The 19,931-nt window shown below is 59.2% G+C and carries 19 protein-coding genes; 8 read left to right on the top strand and 11 right to left on the bottom strand.

The window, feature by feature from the left end; genetic code table 11:
- Positions 1-39: 39 nt before the first annotated feature.
- The 3 genes from OEG84_RS05420 (at position 40) to OEG84_RS05410 (ending at position 3,400) form a co-directional block, all read left to right on the top strand.
- On the top strand, positions 40-537 hold the full coding sequence (locus tag OEG84_RS05420) for a peroxiredoxin family protein (RefSeq protein ID WP_267652777.1): 498 nt from the start codon (positions 40-42) through the stop codon (positions 535-537).
- 50 nt (positions 538-587) lie between these two features.
- Positions 588-2,066, top strand: coding sequence for a protein adenylyltransferase SelO (locus OEG84_RS05415; RefSeq protein WP_267652776.1), 1,479 nt, complete (start codon positions 588-590; stop codon positions 2,064-2,066).
- A 134-nt stretch (positions 2,067-2,200) separates the two neighbouring features.
- Positions 2,201-3,400, top strand: a complete 1,200-nt coding sequence (locus OEG84_RS05410; protein ID WP_267652775.1) for a cation:proton antiporter — start codon at positions 2,201-2,203, stop codon at positions 3,398-3,400.
- A 66-nt stretch (positions 3,401-3,466) separates the two neighbouring features.
- On the opposite strand, the gene OEG84_RS05405 is transcribed toward OEG84_RS05410, so the two are convergent.
- The 3 genes from OEG84_RS05405 to OEG84_RS05395 all read right to left on the bottom strand — a co-directional run bounded on the left by OEG84_RS05405 (position 3,467) and on the right by OEG84_RS05395 (position 5,225).
- Positions 3,467-3,667: an alkylphosphonate utilization protein gene (locus tag OEG84_RS05405; RefSeq protein WP_267656098.1), complete on the bottom strand. Its 201-nt coding sequence runs from the start codon at positions 3,665-3,667 to the stop codon at positions 3,467-3,469.
- A 172-nt stretch (positions 3,668-3,839) separates the two neighbouring features.
- Positions 3,840-4,520, bottom strand: a complete 681-nt coding sequence (locus OEG84_RS05400; RefSeq protein WP_267652774.1) for a metallophosphoesterase family protein — start codon at positions 4,518-4,520, stop codon at positions 3,840-3,842.
- Positions 4,521-4,640: 120 nt separating this feature from the next.
- Positions 4,641-5,225 carry a thermonuclease family protein gene (locus OEG84_RS05395; RefSeq protein WP_267652773.1) on the bottom strand — a complete coding sequence of 195 codons (585 nt, stop codon included), beginning with the start codon at positions 5,223-5,225 and terminating at the stop codon, positions 4,641-4,643.
- 217 nt (positions 5,226-5,442) lie between these two features.
- On the opposite strand from OEG84_RS05395, the gene OEG84_RS05390 reads away from it, so the two are divergent.
- Together OEG84_RS05390 and OEG84_RS05385 are read left to right on the top strand one after the other, a co-directional pair.
- Positions 5,443-5,817, top strand: coding sequence for a DUF6481 family protein (locus OEG84_RS05390; RefSeq protein ID WP_267652772.1), 375 nt, complete (start codon positions 5,443-5,445; stop codon positions 5,815-5,817).
- Positions 5,818-6,181: 364 nt separating this feature from the next.
- Positions 6,182-6,469 (top strand): GIY-YIG nuclease family protein, encoded by a 288-nt coding sequence (locus OEG84_RS05385; protein ID WP_267656097.1) that lies wholly within the window; start codon positions 6,182-6,184, stop codon positions 6,467-6,469.
- A gap of 1,132 nt (positions 6,470-7,601) precedes the next feature.
- Here the strand turns inward: OEG84_RS05385 and OEG84_RS05380 are convergent.
- The 6 genes from OEG84_RS05380 to gpt form a co-directional block, all read right to left on the bottom strand.
- The gene (locus OEG84_RS05380) at positions 7,602-8,345 is read right to left on the bottom strand and encodes an AbiU2 domain-containing protein (protein WP_267652771.1); all 744 of its coding nucleotides are present in this window, start codon (positions 8,343-8,345) and stop codon (positions 7,602-7,604) included.
- A 109-nt stretch (positions 8,346-8,454) separates the two neighbouring features.
- A complete protein-coding gene (locus tag OEG84_RS05375) occupies positions 8,455-12,264 on the bottom strand; it encodes a vitamin B12-dependent ribonucleotide reductase (protein WP_267652770.1) in 3,810 nt (1,269 codons plus the stop codon).
- A gap of 559 nt (positions 12,265-12,823) precedes the next feature.
- Entirely contained in the window at positions 12,824-13,312 is a 489-nt protein-coding gene (locus OEG84_RS05370) for an NUDIX hydrolase (protein ID WP_267652769.1), read from the bottom strand.
- Between the two features lie 286 nt (positions 13,313-13,598).
- Complete coding sequence (locus tag OEG84_RS05365) at positions 13,599-15,302, bottom strand: methyl-accepting chemotaxis protein (protein WP_267652768.1); 1,704 nt, start codon at positions 15,300-15,302, stop codon at positions 13,599-13,601.
- The gene (locus tag OEG84_RS05360) at positions 15,299-15,634 is read right to left on the bottom strand and encodes a hypothetical protein (protein WP_267652767.1); all 336 of its coding nucleotides are present in this window, start codon (positions 15,632-15,634) and stop codon (positions 15,299-15,301) included. The genes OEG84_RS05365 and OEG84_RS05360 overlap by 4 nt, the downstream gene beginning before the upstream one ends.
- Positions 15,635-15,977: 343 nt before the next feature.
- On the bottom strand, positions 15,978-16,475 hold the full coding sequence (gene gpt / locus OEG84_RS05355; RefSeq protein WP_267652766.1) for a xanthine phosphoribosyltransferase: 498 nt from the start codon (positions 16,473-16,475) through the stop codon (positions 15,978-15,980).
- 189 nt (positions 16,476-16,664) lie between these two features.
- Between gpt and OEG84_RS05350 the strand changes: the two genes are divergently transcribed.
- Positions 16,665-17,027, top strand: coding sequence for a LysE family translocator (locus tag OEG84_RS05350; protein WP_267652765.1), 363 nt, complete (start codon positions 16,665-16,667; stop codon positions 17,025-17,027).
- On the top strand, positions 17,003-17,260 hold the full coding sequence (locus OEG84_RS05345; protein WP_267652764.1) for a hypothetical protein: 258 nt from the start codon (positions 17,003-17,005) through the stop codon (positions 17,258-17,260). Before OEG84_RS05350 ends, OEG84_RS05345 begins: the two co-directional genes overlap by 25 nt.
- 58 nt (positions 17,261-17,318) lie before the next feature.
- Here the strand turns inward: OEG84_RS05345 and OEG84_RS05340 are convergent, their stop codons facing one another.
- A complete protein-coding gene (locus OEG84_RS05340; protein WP_267652763.1) occupies positions 17,319-18,161 on the bottom strand; it encodes a universal stress protein in 843 nt (280 codons plus the stop codon).
- Between the two features lie 106 nt (positions 18,162-18,267).
- Positions 18,268-19,029 carry a competence/damage-inducible protein A gene (locus OEG84_RS05335; protein WP_267652762.1) on the bottom strand — a complete coding sequence of 254 codons (762 nt, stop codon included), beginning with the start codon at positions 19,027-19,029 and terminating at the stop codon, positions 18,268-18,270.
- Between the two features lie 193 nt (positions 19,030-19,222).
- On the opposite strand from OEG84_RS05335, the gene wrbA reads away from it, so the two are divergent.
- Positions 19,223-19,822 (top strand): NAD(P)H:quinone oxidoreductase type IV, encoded by a 600-nt coding sequence (gene wrbA, locus OEG84_RS05330; RefSeq protein ID WP_267652761.1) that lies wholly within the window; start codon positions 19,223-19,225, stop codon positions 19,820-19,822.
- Positions 19,823-19,931 lie beyond the last annotated feature (109 nt).

Raw genomic sequence — 19,931 nt, 5'->3', positions numbered from 1 at the left:
CTGCCCAGGCCCGGTGCAAGACTGCGGAAAGGTCACGTCATGCAATTCGGCTCTCTACACCGCACCGCACCGGAACTGAGGGGTCAGCACTGGATTGACGGCGAAGGGCAGGCGCGGCCCCCGTTGGCCTTGTCCGAGTTGGGTGGCGGCCTGAAGATCTTGTTTTGCTTCCAGCATGCCTGTCCCGGATGCCATTCGCGCGGCTTTCCGGTGCTGCGCTATCTGCATCATCACTTGGCTGCACGGGGCGTCGGCTTTGCGGCGATCCAGACGGTGTTCGAGGACTTCAAGGACAACACCGTCGACAAGCTCAGGATCAACCAGCAACGCTTTGAACTTCCCATTCCGTTCGGCCATGACCTGGCGCGGGAAGATGAGACCTATCCGAGTTTCATGCAGGATTACCGCTCGGCGGGCACGCCGTGGTTTACTATCATCGATCAGAACAATCAGGTTATCTATGCCGATTTCGGTCTCGACCCGCGTCGCTTCCTGGAAGCGCTGGGATTTGAGAGCCTGGAATTCGAGATCGATTGAGTGGGCGCCGGCGCTGGTATCGGCGTGCGACGCAACAGGGAATGAAGCCAATGAGCATTGCAGGACTGAAATTCGACAACAGCTACGCGCGCGAACTCGAAGGGTTTTACGTACCATGGAAGGGCGCCGAGGTGCCTGCACCGAAACTGGTCCGCTTCAATCGAGAACTGGCGGTGGAGCTGGGGCTTGATGCCGATGCGCTCGACAGCGCCGAGGGTGCAGCCATTCTTTCGGGCCATACAGCGCCGGAGGGAGCTACACCGCTGGCGATGGCCTATGCCGGGCACCAATTCGGCGGTTTTTCACCGCAGCTCGGCGACGGCCGGGCGCTGCTTCTGGGAGAGGTGATCGACAGCCACGACGAGCGCCGCGACCTCCACCTCAAAGGTTCCGGCCGGACGCCGTTTTCACGCGGTGGCGATGGCAAGGCGGTGCTCGGGCCGGTGCTGCGTGAATATATCATCGGGGAGGCGATGCATGCGCTGGGCGTGCCGACCACGCGGGCGCTGGCGGCAGTAATGACCGGCGAAAGCATCATGCGTCAGGCCGGCGCGGAACAAGGTGCTGTGCTGGCGCGGGTGGCGTCGAGCCATTTGCGGGTGGGCACGTTCCAGTTCTTTGCAGCGCGCGGCGAAACCGACCGTTTGCGGCAACTCGCCGACTACGCCATCGCCCGACACTACCCGGCGCTCGCAGGCAAGCCCGACCGTTATCTGCAACTGCTTGTGCAGGTGCGCGACCGGCAGGCGGCGCTGATTGCCAAGTGGATGCTGATTGGCTTCGTGCACGGGGTGATGAACACCGACAACATGACGATTTCCGGTGAGACCATCGATTACGGCCCCTGCGCCTTTCTCGATGTCTACGACCCGAAGATGGTGTTCTCGTCAATCGACCAGAACGGGCGTTACGCCTATGGCAACCAGCCGCAAATTGCCCAGTGGAATCTGGCGCGGCTGGCTGAAACCCTGCTCGACCTGATCAACCCCGATGACAGCGATGCGGCGGTGCGGATGGCGAGCGAGGTAATAAACGGTTTTCCAGAAGCCTATCAGGACGCATGGCTTGAAGGTATGCGCCAAAAACTTGGCCTTGAGTGCGAGGAAGATACTGACATGGAACTTGCCACCGACCTGTTTTCGGTGATGGAAGGCCAGAATGTTGATTTCACGCAGCTGTTCCGCAGCCTCTCCCATGTCGCAGCGGGCCAAGCTGAAGCCGCACGGACCTTGTTTGACGATCCTGCCGTCTTCGATGGCTGGCTTGCAGCCTATCGGGAGCGGTTGCTGCGTGAGCCGGGCACGGTCCAAGAGCGTGCTGCGGCGATGAACCGCGCCAATCCGGTCTATATCCCGCGCAACCACATGGTGGAAGCAGCCCTTGAGGCGGCAGCCAAAGGCGATCTCAAGCCGTTCGAACGGCTGGTCGAGGTGTTGGCAAACCCATTTGAGGCGCGCGCCGGACTGGAAGTCTATGCGCTGGGCGCGCCCTCTGGATTTGGCGCCTACACTACCTATTGCGGCACCTGACGGCCCGAACCACCCGGTCGCTCACGGTCCAGCCTACAGCTTTGATTGATCAATTGCCTGATGGCGGTAGCCATGCGCACTGCCGCGCGCCATAGTCGTCCGGCAACCGGATTCGTGAACGGAAAGGACGCGGCATGGGCGTCGACTTTGACTGGGTGATCCTGGGCATATTGGCGGCCTTCATTGCCTATTCGTTGTTGACGAAAGCGGTTGATCGGTCGCTGCTGACGCTGCCGATAATCTTCATGGGGGTGGGGTATCTGGTCTCCGACCCGTTGCGTGCCGCCGCGCCGCCGGAAATTCTGAGCGAGGGCAAGCGGTTGCTGGCGGAATTCACGCTGGTGCTGGTGCTGTTCGCCGATGCCTCGCATGTGCGGTTTTCCCAGCTCAAGCAGAATTGGCAGTTGCCGGGCCGGATGCTTTTGATCGGCCTGCCGCTGTCGCTTATTTTTGGAACGCTGGCGGTTTACCTGATCAGCCCCGAGGGCGGGATTGCGATGGCGTTGCTGACGGCGGCGCTGCTTTCGCCCACCGATGCGGCGCTCGGACAAGCCGTGGTTTCGAGCCCTGATGTGCCGGAGCGGCTGAGTGAAACAATCAATGTCGAAAGCGGGCTCAATGATGGACTGGTGCTGCCGGTGGTGCTGCTGGGCGCGATCCTGGCCTCGGCGGGGGTGTCGGACGCCAATACCGACGGGCTTGCCATCGCCGCCCTGATCCAGATCGTGCTCGGGCCGCTGGCGGGCATTGCGGTCGGCTGGAGCGTGGCGCGGCTGCTCGATCTGGCGCAAACTCGGCAGCTGATTGCCGAATCCGCCGAGGGCGTGGTGTTTGTGGCAACCGCCTTTGCTGCATATGTGTTTGCCGAGGTGATTGGTGGCAATGGTTTTATCGCCGCCTTTGTCGGCGGCATGGTGTTCGGAAACACCTATCGGCACCATATCCGCTTCATCCGCGAATTCATGGATGGCGCCGGGCAATTGCTGACGATGACGTCGTTTCTGGTGTTTGGCGCGCTGTTGCTGCCCGACGGCATTGAGCATGCCACGGCAAGTGCTGTGATCATTGCCGTGCTGTTTCTCACCGTGGTGCGGATGGCGGCGATCTGGCTGTCGCTGCTGGGCACCGGGCTCAAGATCAAGGAGAAGCTGTTTTTAGGCTGGTTCGGGCCGCGCGGGTTGGCCTCGATCCTGTTCACGCTGATCATCATGGACGAATACGTGTTTGCCAACGCGGACGAGCTGCTGGCCTGCGTTTCGATGACGGTGGCGTTTTCGATCCTTGCCCACGGCCTGAGTTCGACACCGCTGGCAAGGCGTATTGGCAAAACCTGACGCCGGAGGCGTGGGAGGCATCCCCGGAGCACGCCCGGGGATGATGCCGATAAGGGCTGTGCGCCCTCAGGCCTTTTTCAAAAACTCGGTGCGCAGCACCAGCCCCTTGATCTTTTCGACCCGGCATTCGACCTCGTCGGGATTGCCGGTCAGCCGGATGCCCTTGACCATAGTGCCGCGCTTGACGGTCGACGAGGTGCCCTTGACCTTGAGGTCCTTGATCACGGTGACATTGTCGCCATCGTTCAATACCGTGCCGTTCGAGATCCCGGGTTTCGTCGCTCATCTCGTTCGCCTTTGTGTTTGAGTTCGCAGAGGTTTAGCCCGCGGAGACGGGAAATGAAAAGGGGTGAGCGCCGGATTGTCCGGAAAAAACGTCAGCAGCGGTCGAGTGGCTGTGCCTGGCGTACAGTGATCTGCCCGTCATGGACGCTGGTGGTCAGGAACCGGGTGCTGTGGCGCCGTTAAGAACCACACAGGTGAGGTGGCCGGAATAATAGGCACCGGTGTCGATGGCGATGCGATTCGGGTGGATTTCCGGCAGGCTCGATTCGGTCGGCGTATGGCCGTGAACGATGGTCTTGGGCAGTGGCCCGGCGAAGCTAAGGAATTTTTCGCGGATCCAGCGGGTGGTGCGGGGTTCCTGGGCTGCGAGCCCGAGATGTGGATCGATGCCTCCATGGACGAGGGCATGGTGCTCACCTTCGACCATCCAGCTGGCGGCGCGAAGTGTGGCGATATGGCCGGGAAATTCGCGGGTGAACGTTGTGGCGAGGCTGTCGATCGGATCACGCGCATCCAGCCCGTAGGACTGCAGGGTGGCGATACCGCCATTGGGATACCAAACCCGCACCACGTCTTGGTGATCGTCATCAGGAGTGATGAAGCGCAGCAGGAATTCCTCGTGATTGCCCAGCACCAGCCGCGAATCGGGGTATTGGGCCAACGCCCCGATCACCAGATCAAGGCAGCCTCGGCTGTCGGGCCCGCGGTCGATGACATCGCCCAGAAAAACGATCCGCGCCACACGCCCGGCCATGTCCTCGCCGATCGCCTCCAGCAGTGCCGCCAGTAGGTCGCTGCGGCCATGAACATCGCCGATGGCATAGGTGAGGGGCATTTTCACTCCGGGCTCAGAGATTCGGTTTTCCATATCGGCAGAAGTCTAACCGGGAAATTGGATGGGTGCGCGGCGGCGTGGAGAATTATATTTGGCCGAATTTGCGCGGACGCCTGGCGCCTAGTTGCACCAGGACTGTTTGTAGCCGCGCCAACGATGCGCCAGACCCTCGTCAATCAGCGTATCTCCGAGCGAGCGGCCGTTGCGGTAGATGCTTCTGAGCTTGCGGCCGTAGACATCGCGGTCACGGGTTTCGGTTCGCCGTAATTCCGCCGGGCCGGCATTGAGCAATTCCACCAGCCGGATCTGGGCCTGGTTTGCCAATGTGCGTTCGCGATGACAGGCGGGGCGGGAGATTTCCGGCGTGTTGATATCGGCGATCCTGATTTTCTCGCCGTCAAGGTAGATCGTGTCGCCGTCGATGACGCAGTTTATCCGGGCGCTGCCGCTGCAAACGGAAAAAGAGTGATGAAATTGCGCCGCGTCCCTGACGCTTCCGAGCGACGGCAAGGCGAGCGACGGCTGGAGCAGGTTGTAACTGATGAGCGCCAGCAGCAAGCCGGCCAGCAAAAATGGAGCGGAGCGTCGTGGCAGGGACTGCGGGTGGGTTTTGGAATGTTTGCGGGCGGGGCGGTCGGCGCCGGCGAGCGCAAACTGGCCACTGGCGAATCGTCGTCTTGGCTTGAACCGGTAAACCTTGCCCATCGCGCCTCTCCTTGCGCCATGGTGACAACAACGGGTTGAGAAATGGTTCCGTCAAGCCAATGCTGGAGCCAGAGAAGGCGGTGCGCTGCAAAATGTTCCTGTTAAAATGGCCCCAAATGGGTGTACAAGCGCGGTTGGAACACCAAATACATTGAGAGCGCCTTGTTTGGGCGCCTTTGCCATATCGGCTTCATTTCCAACCAAGGACGAATTTCGTTTGAAAAACCAAGTACGTACGACCTTCACCGACCGCCGCCAGGATGCCATGGAGGCCAAAAAGAAACTGCTGGAAAAAATGAAGGCAGCGCCGAAGGCTGATGACCCGGAGGTTGTCGCCAGGCGCGCCGAGCGCGAAGCGGTGGCAAAGGCGCGCGAAATTCGCCACGCCGAACGCGCGCGGCTGAAGCTCGAAGAAGAAGCACGCAAGGCAGCGCAGGAAGCAGCTGATGCGGAAGCGGCCTACGCGGCTGAACATGCCGAACGTCTGGCCCGCGAGGAAGAAGAAAAGGCGCGCGCCGAACGCGCGGTTGCCGATATGGCCGCCATGAAGGAGAAGCGCGACCGCCGTTATGCGGCCCGCAAGGCCAGGTAATACCGAGGCTTGGGCCGGGTTCACCCCGGCCGATCCCACCCCTCACCAACAATATCTGCGACTTAGCTACGCTAAGGTCGCGGTTTTTTTGTATCCTCTCCTACCAAGGGAGAGGTAGGGTGCCGCGTGTTTGCCAAATTTGGCTCTCCCCATTGTGGGAGAGGAAGCAATTTCAGCGCCTTAGCCGCAGGCTAAGTGCTGGGAATTGCACGTGAGGCGATTGCGCCGTCCTTGTCCGGCTTCCACCGCTCCGTCGCCGTTCTCAGTCCCCGCCGTCGTCCGGGTTCACACTCTCCGTCGTCATCCTCGGCCACCGAGCCGAGGATCCATTCCGTGATGTTGCAACTTGCGGTATCTTTTGCCGATGGCGGGGTATGTCTACATGCTCGCCAGCCGGAAGGGCGGGACCATTTATATCGGCGTGACCAATGATCTGGGCCGTCGCGTGCCTGAACATGTGGCTGGAACCGGATCGCGCTTCACCAACCGTTACGGCGTGCGGCGACTGGTCTGGTATGAGGAGCATTTCGATATCCGCGATGCCATCCAGCGTGAGAAATCGCTCAAGCGCTGGCCGCGGCAGTGGAAGATCGAACTGATCGAAAAGACCAATCCGGACTGGTTTGAATTGTTTCGCGGTACCGGTTGGTGATGACCAGTGCGATTAACGCTGTGTCCGACGATGGGGCTTGCCGTGCTGCGGGATCACGGAATGGATCCTAGGGTCGGGGCCCTAGGATGACGAAGTGTGGGGGAATCGTCTTGGCACCATCTGACCGTCGTCCTGGCTCATTCTCCCCGTCGTCATCCTCGGCCTCCCAGCCGAGGATCCATCCCGTGCTGTTGCGTGAGAAATTGAGCTGCCTGTATGCCGCGTTCTAGTGTGAGAGGTGGGGCGAGCGCTGGCCGTAACAACGGACGGACAATCTCATAGAGAAGTCCAATCCGGATCGGTTTGAATTGTTTCGCGGCACCGGGTGGTAATGGGCCAATGTAATCGGACCCTTGCCCTGCGATGGGTCTTGCCGTGCTGCGGGATCACGGAATGGATCCCTGGGTCGGAGCCCTAGGATGACGAAGTCCGGGGGAATCGTCTCGGCACCATATGACTATCGTCCTGGCATTCTCCCCGTCGTCATCCTCGGCCTCCGAGCCGAGGATCCATCCCGTGCTGTTGCGTGAGAAACTGAGCTGCCTGTATGCCGCGTTCTAGTGTCAGAGGTGGGGCAAGCGCTGGCCGTAACAACGGACGGTTAATCTCGTAGAGAAGTCCAATCCGGATTGGTTTGAATTGTTTAGCGGCACCGGGTGGTGATGGGCCAATGTAATCGGACCCTTGCCCTGCGATGGGTCTTGCCGTGCTGTGGGATCACGGAATGGATCCTAGGGTCGGAGCCCTAGGATGACGAAGTCCGGGGGAATCGTCTGTCTCGGCAGCATCTGACTATCGTCCTGGTTCACTTTCCCCGTCGTCATCCTCGGCCTTCGAGCCGAGGATCCATTCCGTAATGTGGGGGTGTGGACGAATCGTCTCTGACCGCACCAACGCGCGGTGGCTGGATCCCGGATCAAGTCCGGTATGATGGAGGCGAGTGTTGCGTGACCCCCTCACCAACAAAATCTGCGACTTAGCTGCGCTAAGGCCGCGATTTTGTGTCCTCTCCCACCAAGGGAGAGGGAGCGTGCCGCGTTTTCCGTCTTCTCCTCTTCCCAATTTGGGAGAGGAAGCAATCAGCATCTTAGCCGCGGGATAAGTCCTAGAAATTTCAGGTGAGGGCGCGCGTTCAATGTTCTCGCGGAACCTTCAATATGCGATCCAAATCGTATCGAGTTCCCATGGAGCCATGCCTTTTTAGCCAATCCGGGAATCTGTTCTCAAGAGTTTTATAATCCCTGCTTTTTACCGCTTCTAAATCGGCCTCTTTTTTCTGTTGGCCAGCGAACAGATGGAGCAAAAAGCTCATGGCATTATTGTCACCGAGCTCAGGCAAAATCAAATTCGTCTCACAGTAGTGCAAGGCAATCGGTTGAAGAACACGATGAATTCGCGCAATAGCTTCGGTTGTTGCAATCCTGCTCGTGGACTTCAATGGCTTCGCTTGAGACGCCTTGAGGTGAAAATCGCTGTGACTAATTTTTCTGTTTCGCCAGTCCCGCGCAGCCTCCGTCGCTTTGAGAGATTCTGAGACAAGCTGATCGATCTCAAGTTTTAAATCTTCGATGACCAAATCCGGTAATGCTCGGACTGTGAGGTTTTTGGATTTCCTCTGCGTAGCCGGGTCCGTTAAGCGGCAAACGCCCAGTTGGACATATTCAAAAAACACGGTTTGGATTGCAAAGGACACGCCACCATTGGCACTATTGATGAGTTCAACTGTGTTCGAATCATGGAACAAAGTCTCGTGGATATCCCATGTGCTTGATACCCAATACAATTCCTGTAAGCACAAATGAAAAGTGGAGCCCAACTCATCTCCCATTTTCTCTTTGTACCGCTGTAGAGCTTCCTCTGCTGTTCGTATCGTCATCTCATATCGTCCGAATTCGTTGATTTCAGAACATCTTCGTTTCCACTACGCAATAGGGCCGCGCAGTGCGCGGCCCTATAAAATTTGTTTTTGGCCCTAATTTGGCTATCTAGCTGCACCCGCTCGTTGCCCCGCAGGTGTCGCACTTCTCGCAGGTGCCGTTGCGCACCATGGTGAAGTTCTGGCATTCGGTGCACATGTTGCCGGTGTAGCCCTGGGCGAGGGACCGGGCGCGGCGGGCGGCGGCCTTGGCCTTGGCGTCGCGGGCCTCGGATTCGGCGATGTCGGAGAACAGCTCTTCCGCCTCGTTTTCGACCAGCGCGATTTCGGCGGCCAGTTCCTCGGCACGCTCTTCATAATCGCGCCTGAAGGCGATGGCGCCGTCGGTCTCGATCTCCTCGGGCTGGGACTTGACCGCCAGATTGGCCGATCCCTTGGCCGAGCCAGAACTCTTGGAGGCGAACGATCCGGTGATCACCGAGGCGCCGGAGGAGGGGGCGTTGGCGGCCTGGCCCTTGGGCTCGGAGTTTGCGCCAATGCCATGGCCGGTAACGACCTTGAGCGAGGCGCCACGGGTCAGTCCCTTGGAGAACGGGCTCGCCTTGCCCTCGGAAATCCCCTTGCCCATCGTGGTGTTGGAGAAGTCCGACATGTCGACATGGGCCAGATCGTTGCGGCCGAGATAGGAGACGGCCAGTTCCCGGAACACATAGTCGAGGATCGAGGTGGCGTTCTTGATGGCGTCATTGCCCTGAACCATGCCGGCGGGTTCAAACCGGGTGAAGGTGAAGGCCTCGACATATTCCTCCAGCGGCACGCCATATTGCAGGCCGATCGAGATGGCGATGGCGAAATTGTTCATCATCGCCCGGAAGGCAGCGCCTTCCTTGTGCATGTCGATGAAGATCTCGCCCAGCCGGCCGTCGTGATATTCGCCGGTGTGGACATAGACCTTGTGGCCGCCGATCACTGCCTTCTGGGTGTAGCCCTTGCGCCGGTTGGGCATTCTTTCGCGATCGTGCACCAGTTTTTCGACCACCCGTTCGACGATCTTTTCTGTGACCGTGACAGCCTGGGCTGCTTGTGGTTGGGCAGCCAGTGCTTCGATTGCGTCGCCCTCGTCCTCATCATCCTCGATCAGCGAGGAATTGAGCGGCTGGCTGAGCTTCGAGCCATCGCGGTAGAGCGCGTTGGCCTTCAGCGCCAGCTTCCAGGAGAGCATGTAGGCGTTCTTGCAATCATCGACGGTGGCGTCATTGGCCATGTTGATGGTTTTCGAGATCGCGCCCGAGATGAACGGCTGGGCGGCAGCCATCATGCGGATATGGCTGTCGACCGACAGATAGCGCTTGCCGACCTTGCCGCAAGGATTGGCGCAATCAAACACCGGATAGTGCTCTTCCTTGAGGTGCGGTGCACCTTCCAGCGTCATCGCCCCGCAAACATGGATGTTGGCGGCTTCGATGTCCTTCTTGGCGAACCCGATGGCCGACAGCATGTCGAAGGAAAAGTCGTTCATCTGCTCGTCGGTGAGGCCGAGCACATCCTTGCAGAAGTCTTCGCCCAGCGTCCACTTGTTGAACACGAACTTGATGTCGAAGGCGGCCTTGGTGGCGCCGTTGATGGCTTCGATCTTCTCGTCGGTGAAACCCTTGGCTTTCAGCGAGCCGGGATTGATGGCCGGCGCCTGATTGATGTTGCCGTGACCGACCGCATAGGCCTCGATCTCGGCCAACTGGGCTTCGGAATAGCCCAATGTGCGCAGCGCTTCGGGCACGGCGTTGTTGATGATCTTGAAGTAACCGCCACCGGCCAACTTCTTGAACTTGACCAGCGCGAAATCAGGCTCGATGCCGGTGGTGTCGCAATCCATCACTAGGCCGATGGTGCCGGTTGGCGCGACGACCGAAACCTGAGCATTGCGGTAGCCGTGTTTTTCACCGAGCTCCAGCGCCTTGTCCCAGGCAGACGTTGCGTGGGCGATCAGGTCCGGATCGGGGCAGTCCTGATGGATCAGCGCCACCGGATCGACCGACAGGTCCTCATAGCCGCCGGTTTCGCCATGGGCGGCGCGGCGGTGGTTGCGGATCACCCGCAGCATGTTCTTCTTGTTTTCCTTGAAACCGGCGAAGGGGCCGATCTCGCCGGCCATTTCAGCCGATGTGGCGTAGGAAACGCCGGTCATGATCGCCGACAGGGCACCGCAGATGGCGCGACCTTCCTTGGAATCATAGGGAATGCCGGTGGTCATCAGCAAGCCGCCGATATTGGCAAAGCCCAGACCCAGGGTGCGGTACTTGTAGGACTGCTCGGCAATCTGGCGCGAGGGGAACTGGGCCATCATAACCGAGACCTCGAGCACGATGGTCCAGAGCCGGACGGCGTGTTCGTAATCGGCGATATCGATCTGCTTGGTGTCGGCGTCCTTGAACTGCAAGAGGTTGAGCGAGGCCAGGTTGCAGGCGGTGTCGTCGAGGAACATGTATTCCGAGCACGGATTGGAGGCGCGGATCGGGCCTTCCGCTGGGCAGGTGTGCCAGTCGTTCATGGTGGTGTTGAAGTGCAGGCCCGGATCAGCCGAGGCCCAGGCGGCATGGCCGATCTGTTCCCACAGGTCGCGCGCCTTCAGCGTCTTCATGATCTTGCCGTCCTTGCGGGCGGTCAGGTGCCATTCGCCGTCGGTTTCGACAGCGCGCAGGAAGTCGTCCTTGATCGAGACCGAATTGTTGGAGTTCTGGCCTGAAACCGTGAGGTAGGCTTCCGAATCCCAGTCGGTGTCGTAGGTCTTGAATTCAATATCGGTGTAGCCCTGCTTGGCAAACTGGATGACGCGCTTGACGTAGTTTTCAGGCACCTGGTTCTTCTTGGCGGCCTTGATTTCACGCTTCAGCGCCGGGTTCTGCTTGGGGTCGAAGCAGGCGTCGTTGTCGGCCTCGCAGTTGAGGCAGGCCTTCATGATCGCCTTGAGGTGCACGGCCACGATCTTCGAACCGGTGACGAGGGCTGCAACCTTCTGCTCTTCCTTGACCTTCCAGTTGATGTAGGCCTCGATATCGGGGTGATCGATGTCGACCACCACCATCTTGGCTGCACGGCGGGTGGTGCCGCCCGACTTGATGGCGCCTGCGGCGCGGTCGCCGATCTTGAGGAAGCTCATCAGGCCTGACGACTTGCCGCCGCCCGAGAGCTTTTCGCCTTCGCCGCGCAGATGCGAGAAGTTGGAGCCGGTGCCGGAACCGTATTTGAACAGCCGTGCCTCACGCACCCACAGATCCATGATGCCGTTGTCGTTGACGAGATCGTCCTCGACCGACTGGATGAAGCAGGCATGCGGCTGCGGGTGCTCGTAGGAGGATTCGGACTTCTTCAGCTTGCCGGTGAACGGGTCGACATAGAAATGGCCCTGGCCGGGACCGTCGATGCCGTAAGCCCAATGCAGGCCGGTATTGAACCACTGTGGCGAGTTGGGGGCAACGCGCTGGGTGGCGAGCATGTAGGCAAGCTCGTCCATGAAGGCGCAGGCGTCATCCTCGGAGGTGAAATAGCCGCCCTTCCAGCCCCAATAGGTCCAGGTGCCGGCGAGCCGGTCAAACACCTGACGGGCATCGGTTTCGGAACCGTAGCGCTCGTCTTCGGGAAGCTTTTCGAGGGCCTTTTCATCAGCGACCGAGCGCCACAGCCAGGACGGCACCGAATTTTCCTCTACCTTCTTGAGGCGGGCCGGGACACCGGCCTTGCGGAAATACTTCTGTGCCAGAATGTCGGCTGCAACCTGGCTGAACTGCACCGGCACATCAATGTCGGCCAGACGGAAGACGATGGAGCCGTCAGGATTCCTGATCTCGCTCGTGGCCTTGCGGAATTCGATTTCTGCGTAGGCGGACTGGCCGTCTTTGGTGAACCGTCGGTCGATGCGCATTGTAGTCCTCTTTAATAGCCTCAGCCGAGCGCATTCCTTGCGTCACGACAATATCTTCCCCGTAGGCAGCGTAGTCATTGCGCAGCCCATCTCAACTCGGTCACATGGTGTGGTTCCCGTACAGGGATCCTCTATCTTGTGGTTAGGCTGCTTGCAAACACTAAATATAGTATTAACAGAAGGTTTTTTCCAGCCCTATTCGCATTCAGCGACACCAATTCCGGACACAAAAACTTACCCCTCCGACCGCCGTGCAAACCAGCACGAAGTCAGACTTGTGGACCCGAAAATGACAGGATTTGACTGGCCTCGAAACATTCCAGCCACGCCGCCGCCGCAACGTTTGACCTATAAGCAGCGACTCGGGCGGACGCGTCAAGGGGTAGTTTGTACCCGATTAATGACCACCATATCTTGTGAGTTGGTGTTGTGGAAAACGAGGACAAACACGAAAATACCACCAGCGGGGCTATGCGCGGGGCAAAAAATACGGGGCAGGTCGGGCCCGCGTGCGGCCCGGCTGTGCAGGCAGGCGCGGCGATCATCCCCGAAAGCGCCGTCAGGCAGCCTTGTGGAGCTGCACGGCGTCGCGAATCACGTCTTTCAGCTCTATCTCGCTGACCAGGCTGATTGCCGCGGCGACTGGAAACCACTTGCGCTTGCGCTGGCCCTTTTCAGGCCACTGATCTTTTTGCTCGATCATTCGGACCAGATAGACCTCGACTTCGCACAGCGCGTTGCCGCGGCGCGGGCGATGCTTGACATAGCGATAATAGCCCACCGGTACGTCGGAACAGGCTTCGCCGATCAGGCCCGCTTCTTCCCAGGTTTCCCTCAGCGCTGCCTCAACGCCGTCCTCGCCGCGTTCAACCCAGCCCTTGGGCACAATCCACCGGCCGGTGTCGCGGCTGGTAATCAACAGCATTTCACGGCTTTCGCCCGTCCCCCGGACCACGACGGCGGCGACCTGACGTTTGGGCTTGCTACCGCCGCCAGCAGGGAGGCGGAACAGATCAAGCAGACTTTTCAGGCGGTCGAATGTGGTCATGGTGCGCGAATCGTCTCCTTGTCTGTCTTTGGCGTGGAATATTATCCTGGCACTGGATTGTGACTGTTTTGAAACACTGAAAATAAACATCACGGCCGTTCGATGCGGCAATGGAATTCAAATCTGCACCGGGCTTGGGTTCTCAACCCCAAGGTGCGGGTAGAGGGTAGAAAATCCGCAGTCAAAAAAGGGGACACAGTGGTGTCTGTGTCCCTGATATAAATGGTTGACGTCGTGAGTCCAAGGCCTCGTCAGCCTGAAGCCCGACTGTGGCCGGCCCGCGGGCTCAGAATTCGTCCCATTGCTGGGCAACAGCGGTTGCTGCTGCGCCAGGACCGCCGGAATGGCGTACCGCTCTGGGTGCGTGTGCCATCGGATTCGGCGTGGCGATAGTTGGTTTCGAATTGCCGGACGGTTGGGTTGTGGTCGTTTCATTGACGCTGAAAACGGCCAGTTTTGCCACCAATCTGTCGGCATTGGTGGCAAGGGCACGAATCGACTTGGTGGTGTCAGAGACAAGGGCGGTGTTTTGTTGGGTCGTCTGGTCCATGCTGACGACCGCCGAATTGATTTCGGAGATGTCGGTGGCCTGTTCACGTGCGGTGTCGACGATCTTGGCGATGTACTCGTTGATGTGCTTGACCTGATCGCCGATCGAGCGAAGCGCTTCCCCGGTCTGGTTGACCAGGGTAACGCCACTGCTGACGTGGGTTGTTGATGTTTCGATCAGGGCGTTGATTTCCTTGGCGGCGCTTGCCGAGCGCTGCGCCAGTTCACGCACTTCCTGAGCCACCACCGCGAAGCCTCTGCCTGCCTCCCCGGCGCGGGCGGCTTCCACTCCGGCATTGAGAGCCAGCAGATTGGTCTGGAACGCGATTTCGTCGATAACGGTGATGATCTGTCCGATTTGACGCGAAGATCCTTCGATTTCGGTCATGGCGTTGACGGCCTTGGAAACAATCTCTTCGGAGACAGACGCATCTTTCGTGGCTTCGTCGACCAGGCGTCCGGCCTCCCCGGCACGCTCAGAGGCTGTCTGGACGTTTTCGGTGATGCGTCCGATCGCTGCGGCGGTTTCCTCCAGTGAGACGGCCTGTTGTTCGGTGCGCTGGGAAATTCGCTCGGCATCGCTGCACACACCGTTGGAGCCTTCGCTCATCTGGCGCGCGGAATCGCCGAGTTCAGCGACCAGTTGTTCGAGTGATTGCATGGATGAGTTGAAATCGCCTCTGAGAACCTCAAGCGTATCGTCAAAACGGTCGGTGATGCGGAAACGAAGATCTCCCTCGGCCAATTGACGAAGCCCACGGCCAAGAGAGTCCATGGCGAACTGCAGACGCTCAGTGTCGCCGGTACGTTCAGCTTCGCGACGTTTGGCGTCCTCGAGGTTCTGTTGCTGGGCCTGTTCTGCCTTCTGCGACATTTGACTCGCCTGCTCATTGGCGATTTGGGTGTTGTGCATCGCTTCGTCGTTCTGGGCAAAGGCCTTGGCGAGCGAATGACCCAAAGCCACCAGGGCGCCTGCCTCCAGAATGAGGATGACAGCATGCAAGATGACGCGGCTTAGATTCGTATCGCCTGGAAAAACGGCTGCGGGAATAATGAAAAACAGCACGAGATGATGCACAGCCGTCAGACCTGAGAATGCCAGTATCGGCCGCCAGTCGACCCAGGATGCGCAGATCGCCAGGCTGGCGAAGAAATACATATGCATGTCAATCTGAAGGGGTGATCCGGAAAACGCGTAGACCAGCAAGGCAACGCTTGCCGCATGCGCCAGCGCCGTTGAGATCTGAGTTGCCGTGCCGGTGCGGTCACGCCACCATGTCAGGGTTGCGACAACGGCGATTGCAGCGCCGCCGCCCAGAACGATGACCGGATCGGCTTCCATGCCCCACCAATATCGAAGGGCCATCATGCCGACGTTGATCCATAACAGCGATACGATTGCAATGGCGGCGCGGGTGCGGAGCGAGGTCATGTAACTCATAGCGAAGGTGTACTCCTGCAAAAGAATGCGAGACTGCCGTCGAGAACCAGCATTGCGCCGGACTTAAACAAGCGGAAAGCGAAGCCGGGTTCGTCTGAATGGGCGATTGCGGCATAGGGAGCGTCGGTGCCGTTGATGACCGATCCACCGGCGTCAGCGATGACCCCGATGACCCGTCCGGGTTCGCTCCAGGGCGGAACTATCACCAATGCCTGACCGTTCCGCGGAAAGATGGCGGCTGCCGACAACACAACAGCAATCACCGCAAGGTTGATACCGACAATGCGGCATTGGCTGAGCATGGTATTAGATGATGGTGTGGGGTGCTGCATGAAGATGAATGATGTGCCAGTAAGCTGCGATACATGCCTCGCAAGAAGGCTTAGCAAGCTGATGTCATTCCAGCCGGACCAGTTCTAACCGGTCTGAGTTGATTTAAATCTAAATATGCGACGGTTAAAAATGGCCCCCCAGATAAACCGGGTTTGTTGCGTGTTCGAGGCGGGTTGATGCCGCCATACACAAGCCGGACATGCCGCAGCGAGGGCCACAGAAGTATGGACCCGATCAGCAGGTGGCGCATTAATGATCATGGCTGCGAGGACCGCATCCACATCATCAATTGCGGCTGCTGATCAGTCGGAAAGCCCGATTCTTAAAAAAATGGTGGCTGGCTCAGCCGCGGGTATCCTTGGCGATCGGCTCGACATAGGCAAAGCCCATGTCCCATGGGAAATAGATCCAGGTATCCTGGCTGACCTCGGTGACGAAGGTGTCGACCAGCGGACGGCCCTTGGGCTTGGCGTAGACCGTGGCGAAATGGGCCTTGGGCAGCATGGCGCGGACAATTGCGGCCGTCTTGCCGGTGTCGGTCAGATCGTCGATGATCAGAACGCCTTCGCCCTCGGTCTCAAGAATGTCGACGTTGATTTCCTTGAGGACCTGCATGTCACCCTGGTTGACGTAGTCATGGTAGGAAGCCACCGAAACCGTGTCGATGCGGCGAATGTTGAGTTCACGCGAAATGATCGCTGCCGGAACCAGCCCGCCGCGGGTGATGCAGACGATGGTGTCCCAGGCCTGGCCGGAGCCGCTGAGCCGCCAGGCGAGCGCACGCGCATCACGGTGGAATTGGTCCCATGAGACCGGAAACGCTTTATCTGGAAGAGACATGACGTGCACCCTCGCATTGGCAAGCGCCAGATCGCGCTTGCGTTTGAGCTCAATCGCCGCAAATAGCCGGAATTCAGGCGTGAGCGCAAGGGAGAGGCGGTGGCAATGAATATTGTCCCGGCTGAAATCGGGTGGCAGCGGAACAAACGGCGGGCGAAACTGAGGCAACGCAATCCGGAGACCTTCTCAATGACCGCCCTAATCCTGTCGCTTGTGTTGTTTCTGTTTCCTCTTGCCTATAGCCTGGGGCCTGGCAACATGTTTTTCGTGGCCCTTGGCGCACGTCACGGGTTTGCCTCAACGATCCCCCCGAATTTGGGCTATCATCTGGCTACTCTGGTCGCGACTTTCCTGATTGGGCTGGGACTGGTCAGTGTGATCAATCCTGGCTCGATGGTGTTTGAGGTGATGAAGGCTGCGGGATCGTTCTATGTATTATGGTTGGCCTACAAGATGCTGCGGGCGGGCGCGGTTGCCAACGGCGCGGGCAAGGGGCAGGCGGTTTCGGGGATGGCGCGCTGCTTCTGGTGCTCAATCCCAAAGCCTATGTGATCATCCTGTTGATGTTTACTCAATTCGCGGGTGCCGGGCCCTTCGACCTATTGGGTCAGGTGGCGCTGATTACAGCGGTGTTCACAATAAACAATTTTCTGGCGTTTGTGCTTTGGACGCTGGCCGGAGACCGTCTTGGAAGTCTGTTTCGCGGAAAATCCAGCGCGCACATGCTCAATGCCGGCTTTGCCGCCGTGCTTGTCGGTGTAGCGCTATGGATGCTTTTGAACTGATTTACCACGCGTCATGATGCGCGGTCAGAGACGGGCCGCGCATCTTTCGCAATTGTGGTCAGCGAGACATCAGAACCGCAACCGGGGTGCGGTCGAGAAACGCCCTTGTAACGCCGCCAAAAAGCCATTCGCGCAGCCGCTGATGTGTATAGGCGCCCATGATCACCAGGTCGGCGTTGCTGGCTGTCACCTGCGCGGCGATGGCCTCAGCCGTTGATCCGGCCCCCTTTGAGACCGTGGTCACATTGGCGTGGACGCCGTGGCGCGAGAGGCTGGCGGCGATATCCGTACCGGCCAGTGGGGCGTCGATATCGGGCAATTTTTCGGCATTAACGATGACGATGTCGACGGACTTGGCCGCCTTGAGCAGGGGCAGGCCGTCATGGGCGGCCCGGGCTGCTTCGCGTGAACCGTCCCAGGCAATCAGGATCCGCTCGACCGGTGATGCGAGTTCTCCGCTCGGCGGCAAAAACAACACCGGGCGCCCGCCTTCAAACAGCAGAGCATCGATATTGGTTGCCATGTCTTCATCGGCTTCGCGGTCGGGTTGACGCACCATCACCAGATCGCAGGAGCGCGAGGTGGTCAGCGCCGATACCGCGCTGTCGCCGCCGGCCGAGCGCACCGGACGCCATTCATGCGACAGGCCGGCAGTGTTGCAGGCCAACTTGAATGCGTCGCCAACTTCGCGCATGCGTTGGTCGGCCTGCTCGTAAAGTGCTGCAATGGTGGCCGCGTCGGGCACATCGATGGGGGCGGACAGCACGACAAATTGCGAGGGCTCGCCATGGCAGCCGATCACATGGATTTTGTCGCTTTCTGCGAACCCGGCGATGGCGGAAGTGACCGGCGTGACATCGGCCACGGTCGAAAGTACGGCAAGAATCGTATAAAAACCCATGGGAAAAACTCCTCAAGTGGAATGCGGCGAAGCGCAGGGACGAGACAAAGGTCAGATCCCGCTTCCTAACCATGCGTCTGACATCATGGCTTCGCATTGATCCTTGTCAAACGACTGTGGCGGCCTTGTGGGAGGCGATATCCGATAGCATCGCTTCGACATCAGCCTTGGCGTTGTTGATCGCTTGCAGGTCGCGCCCCCGGATGACGATTTCGGTGGAGAATTTCTGTCCCGAAAAGCGTGGATAGGAGCCAATATTGACGTCAGGATGGGCCTTGGCAATCACCGCCAACGCGTCACCGATGTCGCCTTCGCCGAATGGGCAATCGACCTTGTCCGACAGGATCTTGATCCCGGTCTGCAGCGTTGGTAGGACATTGTCGAGCATCGCCTGGAAAACGGCGGGAACACCGGCCATCACATAGACGTTGCCGATGACAAAGCCTGGTGCGCGGCTGACCGGATTTTCGATGTGACGGCTGCCTACCGGCATCCGCGCCATACGCCGCCGCGCGTCGGTGAATTCCATGCCGCGTTCGACATACATCGCGCCGAGCAGGGCCACCGCGTCGGCATCATGGTCACAGGCGACACCGAAGGCCGCAGAGACCGCATCGGCGGTGATGTCGTCGTGGGTCGGTCCAATGCCGCCCGAGGTGAACACATAGGTATAACGCGCCCGCAGCGCATTGAGCGCCTCGACGATGCGTTCCTGTTCGTCGGGCACGATCCGGACTTCCTCGAGTTCGATGCCTGCGGCGGTCAGCATTTCCGCCAGATGACCGATATTCTTGTCCTTGGTTCGACCGGACAAGAGTTCATCACCAATTGCCAGTGCGGCGGCTGTCACGCGCGGGGCTTTGCTCATGGTCTTACTCCTATGACAAGGCGTTCTGGATAGACCCGTTGCCAGCCAACTTGCAAGCTCATACCTGGCTGCACGCGGATGCGACGACGGGTGAACAATCTGTGCTGTGTTTGAGGGGTTTCGGTGAACGATATAGTCGCTATCTCCTGATCCATGAACCGCCGCGGGCGGGGACCATACGAAGGAGAATGAGATGACGAAGGTTCTGATGCTTTATTATTCGAGCTGGGGTCACATGGAAGCGATGGCAAAGGCCGCTGCCAAGGGCGCCGCATCTGCCGGTGCGGAGGTGACGATCAAGCGGGTTGCCGAACTGGTTCCGGAAGAAGTGGCCAAAGCCGCCCACTACAAGCTCGATCAGGAAGCCGAAATCGCTCAGCCGCTGGAACTGGTCGATTACGACGCGATCATCTTCGGTGTCTCCACACGCTACGGCATGATGGCGTCGCAATTGAAGAATTTCCTCGACCAGACAGGACCGCTGTGGGCCGAAGGCAAGCTGATCAACAAGGTGGCTTCAGTGATGGTATCGACCGCCACCCAGCATGGCGGCGCCGAACTGGCAATCATTTCCACGCAAGCAGCCCTGCAGCACCACGGCATGATCATCGTGCCGCTGTCCTATGCCTACCAGGATCAGATGGGCAATGACGTCGTGCGTGGCGGTTCGCCCTACGGCATGACCACCACCAGCAATGGCGATGGTTCGCGGATGCCGTCCGAACAGGAACTCGAAGGTGCGGAATTCCAGGGCAAGCGGGTTGCGGAAATTACCGCCAAGCTGGTCGCCTGACACCATCCAGACGTTATCTTGATCCGCAAGGCGGATGACTGAACGCCCCGCATCTTGTGCGGGTCGTTTCCGATTTGTCGTCTAAACCGCGTGGATAGACTTGCTTGCT

The organism is Hoeflea algicola (assembly GCF_026619415.1).
GTDB lineage: Bacteria > Pseudomonadota > Alphaproteobacteria > Rhizobiales > Rhizobiaceae > Hoeflea > Hoeflea algicola.
Note: the sequence above shows the minus strand (reverse complement) of the source record. Positions and strands in the feature narration are given on the sequence as shown.